Consider the following 13,319-nt stretch of genomic DNA (forward strand, 5'->3'; position numbering starts at 1 on the left):
CTACCTTGATTATTCTACTCACTCTAAGACAGCTGAAATTCCATTGAGAATGGGCTTAGCATGTGTGAAAAAACGACTGAAACCGGAACATAAATAGTTCAAGCCTAACTCACCATCTGGGGCACGAATTAACCTGTTTTTAGGACATTCTCCCCAGCATAAATTTAGATGGGAGCACTCTTTACAATAATTTGGCAAGCTGTCACGTTTAGCCATACCAAAGGTCTCTTGGCGAGTTGAAAACACCAAATTATTTAAACTGCTTTGATGTATATTGCCTAGCTCATATTCGGGATAAACATAATGGTCGCAAGAATACACTTTACCGTCATGCTCAACTGCTACGCCTTTACCACAAAACTCAGCCATAACGCAGATTTGAGCTGGTAACCCCATTGTTTGTGCGACGGCAGTTTCAAACAAGTTAACCAGTACTCGCCCTAGATCGTTATTGACCCATTCATCGAATACCGATATTAAAAATTGTCCCCAATCGTCAGGATCCACAGACCAATCTGTGACAACAGACATGGGGTGACCAGGTTTTGCTAGTTCGCTGCCCATGATTGGGAGCATGTGCTCATTCCAAAATTGTGGCGCTGTTTGAGTGAAATTATTACTCTCTACACAGGGAGTAAATTGAATATAAGTCGCGCCTAATTCTTGGGTTAGAAAGCGATAAATCTCCTTAGGATAAAGCGCATTTTTACGGTTGATAACGGTTAATGCATTGAAGGGGATTTTATGTTGCTTTAATATTTTGGCCGCCACCATGACTAATTCAAAAGTGGGTTTACCGCTACGAGTTACTCGATATATGTCATGTAAATACTGTGGTCCATCGATCGACAGTCCAACTAAAAAATCATGTTGTTTTAGAAAAATAGCCCATTGTTCATTGAGTAATATTCCATTCGTTTGCAAGTCATTTTTTATGGTCACTCCAGCAGGAGAGTATTGCTGCTGTAGTTGAACCACTGTTTTGAAAAAGTCTAACCCCATCAGCGTTGGCTCGCCACCTTGCCATGAAAAAACGATCTCATCTCCATCTTGGCTGTTGATATAATTTTGAATAAACAGGCTAAGCGTTTTATCAGACATGCGACTCTGTTTTGGTTGGTTCAATAAGTCCTCTTTGTGCAGATAGAAACAGTACTGACAATCTATGTTACAACTTGCTCCAGTTGGTTTGGCCATCGCATGGAAGCGCCGAACGTAAGCGGGTTGAGGACTGAGATCTTTCTCTGCACTGATCAGAGGGACTGCGTCCATATAGGTACTCTGTTTCATTGAACCTTGTGCCATACACTACCGCCTAATTTTTAATATATTTTAAGCTTGCCCTACTTTGGCAGTATTTTATTTTACAAAGCTTGCAGGTTTTTGTCGGGGAGGATATGCAGCTAAAGTGGCTTTCATTTTTCCGATTTCCGCTAGTGCTGGCATCATGATGAAGGAATGCTCATACCACCATTTATCATAACCAAATCCAGTGTCACCACGTTCAAACGGATCTGTTTCCATATCAAATAGCAGTGGTGCTCTAAGTTTGGTAAATGGATCCCGCCAAACATCAATGCCGGTACTTTCTTGAATGTTAAAATGTAACTTCCAGCGGCTATATCGCATGGCGAGTAGATCACCATCATCACTCCAGTAGAAGAAATTTTGTCAAGCTGTTGGTCCTATTCCCTCAATGAGTTTTCGTTGATCAAAACCGTCTAGGTGAACTTTATAAGTGAGCTCGTTGATGGTGTCGCCGTTGAGTAATTTATTTTTAACTTCAGCATCTCCTGCTGCCGCGAGCAGGGTGGGTAACCAATCTTCACTGGCGAACATTTCGCGGATCACTGAGCCTGGTTGTACATGTCCAGGCCATTTAATGAGTGTCGGCACGCGAAATCCGCCCTCCCATCCGGTGTTCTTTTCGCCTCTAAATGGCGCCATGCCAGCATCTGGCCAAGTAGAGAGCATAGGGCCATTATCTGTGGTGTAGATAATGATGGTGTTATCGTCTATTCCTAACGCTTCAACTTTATCGAGTAGCTTGCCGACTTGGTCATCATGTTGCAGCATACCGTCAGCATATTCATTTAAACCTGTTTTACCTTTGTACTGCTTAGGGACATGGGTAAAGTTATGCATGCGACTTGGGTTTACCCATATAAAGAAAGGCGTGTCACTCTTAACTTGTCGCGCCATGAAATCACTGGCTACTGACATAAATTCATCGTCAATGGTTTCCATTCGTTTTCGCGTTAAAGGGCCTGTGTCGATAACATCAGCCTGGCTTGGTGAAATACTGCCTTGTGGGTTATCTTTCTCAATGTTTTTAGCCGTAGATTTTAATACGCCTCTAGGAGCAAAGTGCTTAAGGAAACTGGGATCTTTTGGATAATCTGAATGCTCTGGCTCCTCCTCTGAATTTAAGTGGTATAAATTGCCCATGAACTCATCAAACCCATGATTTGTCGGTAAATACTCATCGAGGTCGCCTAAGTGGTTTTTGCCAAATTGTCCCGTGGCATAACCTAAGGTCTTGAGTAGAGTCGCCATGGTGGGATCTTGCTTTGATATTCCTTGTTTAGCCCCGGGGAAGCCCACTTTTGACAGTCCTGTTCTAATGGGCATTTGTCCAGTGATAAATGCCGAACGACCGGCTGTAGAGCTTTGTTGAGCATAATAAGAGGTGAACTTAGCTCCCTCCCTGGTGATGCGATCTATGTTCGGCGTGGTGTAGCCGAGCATACCTTGGTTATAAGTACTTAGGTTCCAATAACCTATATCATCTCCCATGATGACGAGAATATTTGGTTTATCAGCAGCATAAACTTGTAAAGCACAACTGCTTAACGCGGTTGTTATCGCCGTTGTCATTAGATTTTTTTTGGTTATTTGCATGGGTATCTCTTCCTTTGCCCAAGTTGTGCTTTATCGTATTTGGTGATTCGAGCATATTTCGGGAGCTAATATTGATCGATAAACAGATAAACTTATTTGGCAGGTAAAAAAGTGCCAAAGCCTTTGTCGGTACCTAACTCAGGCGCTAAAGTGTTATTTTCAAATGCCAATTTTCCATTAATCAGTACAGTGTTAACTAGGTCGGGATTTCGATTCACTAACCTTTGTAATTCAAAGTTATCCATCTCTTTCCAGCAAACATCTTCTAGGTTTTGATCAAAGTGTTTTGGGTTGATAATAGTGACATCGGCTCGATCTCCTAGCTGAATTCTACCTGCATCAATACCAAACCAATCAGCTTGATCGCCAGTCATTTTCCATACCGCTTTTTCCATGCTCATCACAGGTTGGCCTTCGTCAGCGCTCTCTTTAATGAGTTTAAGCATGCGTAATGGCAGATTGTAAAAAGCCATATTGCGAATGTGAGCCCCTGCATCACTGAAGGTGATGAGTGATTTATCATCCTTTACCATATTTTTTAAAATATGCTTTCGATGATTAGCAACGGTGGTGTACCACCTTAAGCTTGTACCGAACTCAACCACCAGATCTAGAAACAGATCCACCACATGAACTTCACGCTTTTTAGCCACCTCAGAAAAGTTCTTGCCAATAATACTGGCATCTGGACAGTCCAAAATAATAGCATCGCCAAAATCTCGCTGCCAAACTCTAGGGCTGAGTTTCTCACCATAAAACTTTCTGAAATCACGACGATATTTCTCATCTTTCAATAGCTTATTTCGGCTGATTTGATCTTTTAAATCTAATGCCATCTCACCCGCACCAAATTCCTCAAAAAAGACGACATCGATGCCATCTGCGTAGACAGTAAAAGGGGTTGGCAGTACTTGCCATCGAAAATCGCCTTTAAAAAAGTTAGTTACCCTTGCGGCTATATTGGTGATTTTACTTAGGTAGACACTGCCTTTAAGATCCATGCGGCTGATGAGCGTTGTTTTAAGCGGCTTGTGAAATATACCCATACATTCACGCATATATCGATTTATCTGTAATATAGCGGCGGCGTTGGGAGCCCCTTGATGAACGCGATCGTATTGCCTAACCAGTTTATTTAAACGTGAAACTTCCTTCCAACGCGCATAGGTGCTGGGTAAGCTTTTTGACCATGCTCTGTCTCCATCAAGTTTATCCCACTTGAGACGCATGGTTGATAAACCTAAGAAACCAATATCTAATGACTCTTTAAGCAGCGCCTCCATCTTTTGCATTTCAGCTTCAGTTGGGACAACCTTGGCATCGGTTGATCTCAGTAGCCCCATCACGCCAGCCCTCAGATCGCTATGACCTAACATAGAGATGACATTGGGTCCTAGCGGGTGATTTTGGACAAAATCAACCCAGCCTTTAGGTGTACTCCATGTTTTATGTTGCTTGATAATGGGTAAGACTTTTTCTCGTGGAACGGTTTCAACACGGGTAAAAATATCTGATGCATCTTCATGTTCGCTGCAGATGATGCTTAATGAGCAGCTACCCACCATCACCGTTGTTACCCCGTGACGAACAGACTCTGAAAGACTGGGGCTGGCGATGAGTTCAGCATCGTAATGGGTATGGGTATCGATAGATCCAGGCATTACCCACATGTTATTAGCGGCGATGACCTTGCTACAATGGGTTTCATTAAGAGGTTCACTGCTGACTTGGGTAATTTTTCCCGCTTTTATCCCGATGTTTTGGATTGTGGCAGTTTTACCTGTACCGTCGAAGTAAAGTCCATCCTTTATGATTATGTCGAACTCAGCCATAGTCTAATTCTTCTAATTTTGATTCTTATTCTTATTCTTATTAGTATTCTATGAGGTAATGTTAATTAGATTACGCTGTAGTAATCCTCATTTCTTATCATTTGACGACATTGTGATAGTTGGTATAAGTGTTTGGTTTCACGTTGTTTCATTTGCTTTTGGAGAGTGTTCGTACACTTTTCTCATCAAAGTTTAGGTACGGCGGAGAGTGGAATGGATGAACAATACTTGATTCGAAGTGGTGCGTTACAAGGCTTTAAAGAGCTGGTTGAATCCTATTCTGCTAGTCCTACAGGATTACTTAAGGAGGTGGGCATCTCCCTTGGCGAGCTAGAGAGGCACGAAACACTTATCTCTTTTTTGCGATGCAAGAGTTGCTAGAAATCACTGCAGATAGACTTAAGGTTCCACATTTTGGTTTACAGTTATCACAACTTCAAGATATTGATATGTTGGGTCCACTAGGTTTGCTTATGACGAGCTGTAACACAGTGAAAGATGCAATATTAGCAGCCCAAAGATACATGGCTGTGCATTCTCCAGCTGAAAACTGGGTGTTAAGTGAAGTAAACGATGTTGTTTACCTTACTCGATTTGAGTATGAAACCAATATGATGCCGTTAAAACAGATAAAGGAGCTGTCATTAGGGGCTTGCTCTAATATGTTAAACTTGTTTGCTGGACAGCATTTTACCGCGATAAGGATAGAGCTTTCCCATAGCCCGATCTCTGATTTAAAACTGTATCGAAAAGTATTCAAAGCTGATGTGATGTTTAACCAAGAGTATGATCAGATTTTATTTGATAAAAGATACTTAGCGGAAGCCGTTAATTCTGATAGCCACAATAGGAATGAATTTTTAGAGGAGTATGTCAATAAAGCTTCAACACCTTATAATAATATTGAACGTGAAATTACAGCGATATTAATCCAACAAATTGGTTCACAGAACACCTCCCTCGATAGTGTTGCTGATAAACTCAATATCAATAAAAGAACCTTGCAGCGGCTCCTGAAATCTCAACATGTTAATTTTAAGGAGATACTCTCAAATTTACGGGGGAGAAGGGCATGTTGGTATTTAAGTGCCAGTGTAATGAGCGTAACGTTAATCAGTGAAACGCTTGGTTATAAAGACGTTAGTGCCTTTTCTCGAGCTTTTAAAAAGCGTTATGGCTCGGCACCATTACAGTGGCGCAATAACAGGAATGGGATTTAAAAGTTTGATATTACTGAATATAATTTTTTTACTTCTAGAAGATTATAATTTTACTGTCGAACTTATTTTTAAGTTTGTAGAATATTAAGTCATTTAAGTTTATTTAATATGTTCGATCAATGGTTACGTATATTTTAGTTGTTTATTTAGATGTGTTTTTGTGTCGCACATTATTATTTTTATCTCCTTGTAATTTAAAATAATAATCCATTTTATCCTCGTTAGGTTTCAACTTAAACCTATTCTTCTTCCATAATGCCTTCCGTTTGTTGATGAGGAGTGGCACTATTTACCATAGCTTGAACGGAAAGTGTACAAGTAACGGTTTGATGACTTCACTATTAATATCAATAATTAGTGGACCACCAAGAACTATTAATTCAATCAAGTCAAAAGTACTTCATAAGGTAATGTTATGATTATGATCAATACTGGCGATACTGCATTTCTGCTGTTATGTACAGCATTAGTATTATTAATGACCCCTGGACTCGCGCTTTTTTATGGGGGAATGGTCAATGAAAAAAATATGCTAACTATCATGATGCAAAACTTTATTTGCATGGGTGTGATAGCCATATTATGGGTGTTTGGCGGCTTTAGTCTTGCATTCGGTAGTGATATAGGTGGCGTTATTGGCTCGTTGACTGAGTTTATGGGGTTCTACCATATTGGGGCTGAGCCTAATGATACATACGCTAAAAGTGTGCCGTTTATTTTGTTTTTTGCCTATCAAATGATGTTTGCCATTATTACTCCAGCATTGATGACAGGTGCCTTTGCCGGACGATTCAAGTTCCCAGCTTATCTCAAATTTATCATTTTATGGAGTTTGCTGGTTTACATTCCTGTCGCTCATTGGGTCTGGGGCAACGGCTTTATGGCATCTATGGGGGTGGTTGATTTTGCTGGTGGCCTGGTGGTCCACACTACCGCGGGTATTTCTGCGCTGACAGTGGCTATGTATGTGGGTAAACGCAAAAGTACTAAAGAAGGCAAGAAAGAGGCTCCGACAAACTTACCACTGGTTGCTGTAGGCGCTGGACTCCTATGGTTTGGTTGGTTTGGCTTTAATTCTGGCGGTGCTTATGCTGCCAATGAGCTGGCGGCTTATGCCTTTACCAATACCACGTTAGCAGGTTCTACCGCGATGTTAGTGTGGATGTTTTGGGATTGGCGCGAACACGGTAAACCCTCTTTTTCAGGCGTATTAGTCGGTGCTGTTGCTGGTTTAGCAACGATCACACCCGCAGCAGGTTATGTGGAGCCAAGTTCTGCACTGCTTATTGGGGCTATAGGTGCTACGGCTTGTTACTTCGCCAAGTATGTGCAACAAAAGCTGGATATTGATGATGCGCTAGAAGTTTGGCGTGCCCATGGTGTTGGGGGGATCACTGGATCGCTACTTATTGGTATTTTTGCCAGTGATGCAATAGATAAAGTCGATGCTGGTATGCCGCAATTTTTTGTACAATTATTCGCTGTGATTTTTATTACTGTTTATGCCTGGTTGCTGACGACCTTGATCCTTAAGCTTGTCAATTATAATGGTGAGTTAAAGACTTCGGATGATGAGCAGGAGCAAGGTCTTGATTTTGCTGAGTTTGGTGAAGAGGCTTACCATAATGGAGATAATGTTGAGGACCAAATGATGGATGATGGAAGCAAAATTGATAAAGCGGAATAATCTACTTATTGAGCGTATGACACATGTAATACGCTCAGGATCAGTTTTACTGAATTTTTTGCTAAACATGAAAGCTTGCAGTCACATCTATATCCGCTCATTGACCTCTTCGATTTGACTTAGCTAATTGGAACACCACTATTATTAATCAATAATAGTGGTGTTCCAATTTTCATCTTTATCTCCTAGATTTTAGACTTGAGATTTGCAAAGTTACTTTTGATTTTTTATGGCTTTGACCAACGCAACTATTGCAATAAGCAAACTTGTTATTACGGTAATTAGACTCGTAATATCATTCAATTCATACTCCTTTAAAATTAAAGAAAACCTGTCTATACGGAGGTTATTTTATTTGAGTATAAATTTAACATAGTCCTTAGCTTTTATAAGGTACAAGCTAATTCTCTGCCAAGGATGGCTTTACAGCGTCTCGAAGAAGTATCTTCACCATTAAGTTTAATCACACTTAAAGCTCAACGCCTGCTTCATCCTCAACAACTATCTCAGTTTCCTCTAGTGCTGCTGCGATCCAGCGTTGCATTTCAGGGCTTTCAGTCACATGTTTCATGTAGCAGCGTGCGTTGTCGGATACTGGAATGCCGTATGATTGAAAGCGCATCACAACAGGGGCGAACATCATGTCGCAGATAGACCAAGTGCCGAATAGCCAGCTGCCGGTGTTGTCTGTGTCGAATGCTTCCATCTGGCTGGACCAGATATCATCGATGCGCTGAACATCTTTTTTAGCAGCGTCACTGAGCAGGATACAGCGGGTGGCGCGGACATTCATCGGCAGTTCATCACGCAGGGCGTTAAAGCCTGAATGCATCTCGCAGGCGATGGAGCGGGCCTTAGCTTTTTGGCTTGGATTATTGGGCCAAGCGGCGCCTGATATATAAGTATCATTGATGTATTCGCAAATCGCTAACGAATCCCATACTCTGATCTCTCCGTCGACTAAGGCCGGTACTTTCAAGTTAGGTGATATGCCTTCTAGTTGGTGATAAAAGTCGGGAGTAAAGAGCTGTAGTTTCACCTCATTGAAAGCTATTTCTGATTTTTCAAGCATTAACCAGGCTCTTAGTGACCAACTAGAGTAATTTTTATTACCTATATAAAGTTCCATCTCATCTCCCTAATCTTGCCATTAGTGTTGTAACTGTTTTGCTACTATATGAGCTTGTGCTTATGGTGACTAACGAATAGATTTGATATTATCTATTAATAATTCGAATGGGTTAATCGATTTACGAGGAACTATGGATATTGATTCGCTAAGAAGTTTTATCGCCTTTGTAGAGACAGGGAGTTTTACCCGAGCAGCAAAACAAACCCACAAAACTCAATCTGCGGTGAGCATGCAGATGAAACGTTTGGAGGCGGAGTTGGGTAAAGGCTTGTTTGAAAAGGAAGGGAGAAACTTAATTCTCTCAGTTCAAGGTCGACGGCTGGCTTTGTACGCGAAGCCGATACTGCAATTACATGACCAAACCGTAGCGGCACTGAAATCATCGGATGTGAGGCCACGTTTGCACCTTGGCTGCCCCGATGATTACGCCGATACGATTTTACCGTCCATCGTCAAGCTGTTGCACCTCTATTTACCTAAGTTAGAGTTACTCGTTACCAGTGCCTCCAGTTATCTTATTAGAGTGATGTTGGACTGTGGTGAGCTTGATGCGGCCATTGTGACCCGTTTGCCAGATTCAGATGAAGGTTATCTGCTGACAACTGATGTCGGTGTGTGGATTGGGAGTGAAGAGTTCGAGCTTATTGCGCAAGACTCATTACCTATAATTCTGTTTCAAAAAGATTGTAAGTTTCATTTAGCGGCCATCGACGGTTTGATGAAGCTGGGAAGGGAATATTGTTTGATGGCTTCGAGCAGCAGTGCAACGGCAATCAAGGGCATGGTTAAGCAGGGGATTGGACTTGGAGTGATGGCAAAATTGAGTGCGGGTAGTGATAGCTTAATTATAGAGTCTGATCGTCTGCCACCATTACCCAGCGTTGGTATTGCATTGGTGATCTCCTCCCGCGCTCATTCGCCTTTTTCAGCGGAGTTAGCGCAGCAAGTGGTGAAGGGGTTTGCAGAGATGAAAATTGATGGGTAAAGCAAAACCCCAGGTGCTAGAAAGCTAGCACTAGAACCTAGGTTACTGAATCTATGGATATCTACTAGGGTTTAGTCTTGTAGTCAAAGCGCATGGGCAATCCTTTCCTCATCACCAACAGGGTGATCTCCTTTTGGGCTAGCGCATCCCACAGTGGATTAGCACCTTCATGTACCCACTGATTGTTTGCCTGTAATACCACATCACCGGATTGGAGTCCTAAGGTTTTGTAAAACTCATTCCTGTCGATGTCGGTGAGCTTTAACAGATGTACCCCTTCAATTTGATGCTCAGTGGCATGAAAATGTTGCGCCAGTTTCTCTTTGTTTTGCAAATGTTGCGATAGCCAATTCTTGGACAGCTGCATTTTGGCTGTGATGGGCAGTTGTTTAAATCTTTCGGCTTGGGCGCTGGAGTCTACTCCACGGTGTGGATGGTTTTGCTTGCTTTCGATACTTGGCGAACTCGTCACATCTGTTGACGCGACCCGTTCATTTGGAGTCTGTTTGAGCAACAAAAATTCCATCTGACCGTTATTATTCAGCAGGACTCGGTTAGGCTCTATGGACGTTAATGTTACCTGCTTAGCAATAGTGTCGCTATGCTTATACTCAGTGACCGTTTGGCTTTTAAGATCGCTAAGGTGTGCGCTTGAATCTTGTTTAGACTGATTAATTGAGATTGAAATTAACCCCAAAGGTAAGCTTGAAGGAATGGGTAGGCCTAAACGTAGCAACTCTTGATTGATATAGTAACCATAGCCGTCGGCAGTATTCGCCCCTTTGGTATAGAGACCATTGATAAATAATACCGGCACATTACCCAGTCCTAGGCGCTGAGCAAGCTCACGGTCTGCGTCTATTTTGTCCTGATATTGGTTGAGATCCATACAATGCGTAAAGCTGCTTTTATCTAAGCCCAACTGATTGGCAATGATAAGGTATCGTTCTCTATTTAGCTGGTTGATATTGCTGTATAAGGCTGCCTGATATGCCCACTTCGTATCGGATTCCATGGCACAGAGGTCGGCATTAGCCGCGGCTTTCCCGTAGCGATGGAAGGCTTGCGGAAGATCGTAAAAAACCAGATTAACCAGTTGACCATAGCGGGCTTCTAGCTCCCTGAGTTCAGGTTGTAGTCGAGCACAATGGGAGGACTGATAACTGCAAAACAGAGACAGTGTTATCTCTGCATTTGGGTCGCCTTTAATGGGCTTATCTGTCTGTGGCAGGTGTATTCTTGGCGCAGAAGGGGGAGTCAGTAGTATCTCTATTTCTGCAGGGGCTGAGCTGTTTGTGCTTGAGAGCTGTTGCTCTATTTTTGCCGCTAAAGTGACATTGAGGGCAGCCTTTCTCAATTGGTATTTATGCCACTTGAGATCGAAAAGTTTGAGTTGAATATTGGCATCTATCTCTGCCATCGAAATCAGCTCATTGTCAACCTTGGCAACGATGTCGAGACTCTGGGATTGTGAGCCTAAATTTGTTTGTGCAGCAGTGGGTTTGTCATTGAGTTTAGCTTGCTCCGGATCACTGCATCCAATCAAAAGCAAGGGCAGTAAAAAACTGAGAGAGAAAAGACCTATTTGCATGATGTTGAACCTAATTAACTGCGGGTTTATTCCTGATAAAATCATGGACGCACACGTGCGTCCATGGCGTACATGCACTGCCTATTGAGGCTTATCTGTATTTGAGTTCCACATCAATTCAGAGATTAAACTCTGGGTTGCCACATTAGGGTGGAAACAATCACCTCCATTGATATGTGATGCACCGAATTGGAAGGTACCGCCAGATGGAGTGCTTTCATCAACATACTCAGCCACAACCTCAATACCATTAGGGTTTTGACCATTGCTATTCGTGTTGTAAGCGGTCGCTTCTTCAGCGAGGATGGCGTTATAGCGTTTTTGAGCTGCGGCAACACCGGCGATCCTCGATGCCATGGATTCACCGTTTAAGGTGCCGGATTTGGTTACGATTGAGCACACATCGTAACTGGTCCAGATAGATTCACAGTTGATGTAGGGATCGCCCGCTTGTTTATCTATCCCCGCTTGGCGAATATCTTGCACTCTAGGGACACTACCAAGTAGGACACTGGCGCCTTCTGGCATGCCGGCAACTAAGGTGTTCAGGCCAGTTCGTATCGCTTGACGCCATTCATCATCGCTATAGATGGGATCGTTACAGTTAGCCGGATCGATACAGTCACGACTACAGAGATCGTTACCACCAAAAATTAACTCAACATGATCCGGTGTCGGCGTTTGGGCGACAATGGTGTTAGCCTGAGCGGCAAAACTTGGCTCTGATCCATCCTCTCGGATCCCCGTCAGTTCAGCACCTGTGGCAGCGCTATTGTTGGTATTGATTGAGCTGTCGAGCACCTTGTAGCGGTCATAGACGCTGTTAACAGCAGAGCTTGAACCATCAAACCAAGAGTGTTCGGGTTGATCGCCGCCAGCAAGGCATAGTAGCGACCACCAAGAGCTGTTATAAGTACAATCAGCACCAAAGGCGCGGGTGATACTGTCTCCGACGACGGCGATGTTGGCGACTCCAGCGACGGGTCCCGGTGGAGGCGTGGTCACTTCATTATACGTTTCTACCAATGAAATACCGCTAAAGTTGGAATAACCGTCCATCAGCAGATAATAGGTGCCTGCTTGGATGTTGGTGACGGTACAGGTTTCATTGTTACCGCTTTTATATGGGCGGCAGTCATAGGTCGTCGTGGTTGGTTCTGCGCCAAACCTGAGATAGAGATCAGCATCTCCAGAGCCTCCAGACATGACAATATTGAGATCCTGAGCTCCAGCTGGGACTTCAAAAGTGAATAGGAGTTGTTTGCCACTATTGCCGGTTAAGTTAGTTAGCGGGACTGCATTTTCTAGCATTGTGGTGTTTGATGTTGGTGGCGTTGTGCCTGACTCATCATAACTTGCAGTTAGTGCTAATGCTGAATAGGCTGAGTAGCCTTTTAACATGACATAATAATCGCCAGCTTGAACATTGCTGATGGCGCAGGATTCATTATTACCACTATTGTATGGACGGCAATCGTAGACTGCGTCTGTGGGGGCGTTGCCAAATTTCACATAGAGATCCACATCTCCGCTGCCGCCACTGGTGTTAAAATTTAAATTTGTTGCGCCTTCAGGTACCACTAAAGTGAAGAAAGTTTCGCTTGCTGATGCTCCGCTTAATCCATTGACTGTTGTGCTGTTTTCTAATGCTGTTGCAGCGAATGCATGACCAGATAACATTAAAATGTTGACTGCGAATATGCTTTTGAATTTTTGACTATTAATTAAATTTTTCATCATAGAGTCTCGTCCATTATTCCCCAGAGTATTAAGTTTGTTTTTATTATTAAGCTTGTCTATTTAACAATATTTAACCTAGCAAGAATAAATAACGAACAGTACGCAATAGAGGATAAATGGCTCAAAAGGCGGCAAAAATATCCCTTGAGGTTACTTTCTTATTCAATCTTGCATTGAATAAGAAGTTCTGTGATATTGGGTGCAACAAAAAACAACCGACATTTGTCATTT

9 protein-coding genes and 1 pseudogene are annotated in these 13,319 nt (G+C 42.7%); 4 read left to right on the forward strand and 6 right to left on the reverse strand.

Annotated features, from left to right (window positions below):
- Positions 1 to 18: 18 nt before the first annotated feature.
- The 3 genes and pseudogenes from HWQ47_RS02675 to HWQ47_RS02690 all read right to left on the reverse strand — a co-directional run bounded on the left by HWQ47_RS02675 (position 19) and on the right by HWQ47_RS02690 (position 4,733).
- The gene (locus HWQ47_RS02675) at positions 19 to 1,305 is read right to left on the reverse strand and encodes an anaerobic sulfatase maturase (protein ID WP_269969659.1); all 1,287 of its coding nucleotides are present in this window, start codon (positions 1,303 to 1,305) and stop codon (positions 19 to 21) included.
- Positions 1,306 to 1,359: 54 nt separating this feature from the next.
- Positions 1,360 to 2,901, reverse strand: a pseudogene (locus tag HWQ47_RS02685) (arylsulfatase).
- Between the two features lie 92 nt (positions 2,902 to 2,993).
- Positions 2,994 to 4,733 carry an N-acyl-D-amino-acid deacylase family protein gene (locus HWQ47_RS02690; protein WP_269969661.1) on the reverse strand — a complete coding sequence of 580 codons (1,740 nt, stop codon included), beginning with the start codon at positions 4,731 to 4,733 and terminating at the stop codon, positions 2,994 to 2,996.
- 213 nt (positions 4,734 to 4,946) lie between these two features.
- On the opposite strand from HWQ47_RS02690, the gene HWQ47_RS02695 reads away from it, so the two are divergent.
- The 3 genes from HWQ47_RS02695 (at position 4,947) to HWQ47_RS02705 (ending at position 7,640) form a co-directional block, all read left to right on the forward strand.
- Positions 4,947 to 5,114, forward strand: a complete 168-nt coding sequence (locus HWQ47_RS02695; protein WP_269969662.1) for a hypothetical protein — start codon at positions 4,947 to 4,949, stop codon at positions 5,112 to 5,114.
- Positions 5,108 to 5,953, forward strand: a complete 846-nt coding sequence (locus HWQ47_RS02700; RefSeq protein ID WP_269969663.1) for an AraC family transcriptional regulator — start codon at positions 5,108 to 5,110, stop codon at positions 5,951 to 5,953. Before HWQ47_RS02695 ends, HWQ47_RS02700 begins: the two co-directional genes overlap by 7 nt.
- A gap of 415 nt (positions 5,954 to 6,368) precedes the next feature.
- Complete coding sequence (locus HWQ47_RS02705) at positions 6,369 to 7,640, forward strand: ammonium transporter (RefSeq protein WP_269969664.1); 1,272 nt, start codon at positions 6,369 to 6,371, stop codon at positions 7,638 to 7,640.
- A 469-nt stretch (positions 7,641 to 8,109) separates the two neighbouring features.
- Here the strand turns inward: HWQ47_RS02705 and HWQ47_RS02710 are convergent, their stop codons facing one another.
- Positions 8,110 to 8,769 carry a glutathione S-transferase family protein gene (locus HWQ47_RS02710; protein ID WP_269969665.1) on the reverse strand — a complete coding sequence of 220 codons (660 nt, stop codon included), beginning with the start codon at positions 8,767 to 8,769 and terminating at the stop codon, positions 8,110 to 8,112.
- A 133-nt stretch (positions 8,770 to 8,902) separates the two neighbouring features.
- Here HWQ47_RS02710 and HWQ47_RS02715 point away from each other — a divergent pair, with 133 nt between their 5' ends.
- A complete protein-coding gene (locus HWQ47_RS02715; protein ID WP_269969666.1) occupies positions 8,903 to 9,757 on the forward strand; it encodes a LysR family transcriptional regulator in 855 nt (284 codons plus the stop codon).
- A gap of 64 nt (positions 9,758 to 9,821) precedes the next feature.
- On the opposite strand, the gene HWQ47_RS02720 is transcribed toward HWQ47_RS02715, so the two are convergent.
- Together HWQ47_RS02720 and HWQ47_RS02725 are read right to left on the reverse strand one after the other, a co-directional pair.
- Positions 9,822 to 11,348, reverse strand: coding sequence for a thioredoxin domain-containing protein (locus HWQ47_RS02720; RefSeq protein ID WP_269969667.1), 1,527 nt, complete (start codon positions 11,346 to 11,348; stop codon positions 9,822 to 9,824).
- Positions 11,349 to 11,429: 81 nt separating this feature from the next.
- Positions 11,430 to 13,088, reverse strand: a complete 1,659-nt coding sequence (locus tag HWQ47_RS02725; RefSeq protein ID WP_269969668.1) for a pre-peptidase C-terminal domain-containing protein — start codon at positions 13,086 to 13,088, stop codon at positions 11,430 to 11,432.
- Between the last annotated feature and the right edge of the window lie 231 nt (positions 13,089 to 13,319).

The sequence above is a fragment of the Shewanella sp. MTB7 genome, from assembly GCF_027571385.1.
Classification (GTDB): Bacteria; Pseudomonadota; Gammaproteobacteria; order Enterobacterales; family Shewanellaceae; genus Shewanella.

Excerpts from the sequence above, each read along its gene's own strand:
- HWQ47_RS02675 (WP_269969659.1), bottom strand. The coding sequence starts at position 1,305 with ATGGCACAAGGTTCAATGAAACAGAGTACCTATATGGACGCAGTCCCT.
- HWQ47_RS02715 (WP_269969666.1), top strand. The coding sequence starts at position 8,903 with ATGGATATTGATTCGCTAAGAAGTTTTATCGCCTTTGTAGAGACAGGG.
- HWQ47_RS02710 (WP_269969665.1), bottom strand. The coding sequence starts at position 8,769 with ATGGAACTTTATATAGGTAATAAAAATTACTCTAGTTGGTCACTAAGA.
- HWQ47_RS02725 (WP_269969668.1), bottom strand. The coding sequence starts at position 13,088 with ATGATGAAAAATTTAATTAATAGTCAAAAATTCAAAAGCATATTCGCA.
- HWQ47_RS02705 (WP_269969664.1), top strand. The coding sequence starts at position 6,369 with ATGATTATGATCAATACTGGCGATACTGCATTTCTGCTGTTATGTACA.
- HWQ47_RS02695 (WP_269969662.1), top strand. The coding sequence starts at position 4,947 with ATGGATGAACAATACTTGATTCGAAGTGGTGCGTTACAAGGCTTTAAA.
- HWQ47_RS02720 (WP_269969667.1), bottom strand. The coding sequence starts at position 11,348 with ATGCAAATAGGTCTTTTCTCTCTCAGTTTTTTACTGCCCTTGCTTTTG.
- HWQ47_RS02690 (WP_269969661.1), bottom strand. The coding sequence starts at position 4,733 with ATGGCTGAGTTCGACATAATCATAAAGGATGGACTTTACTTCGACGGT.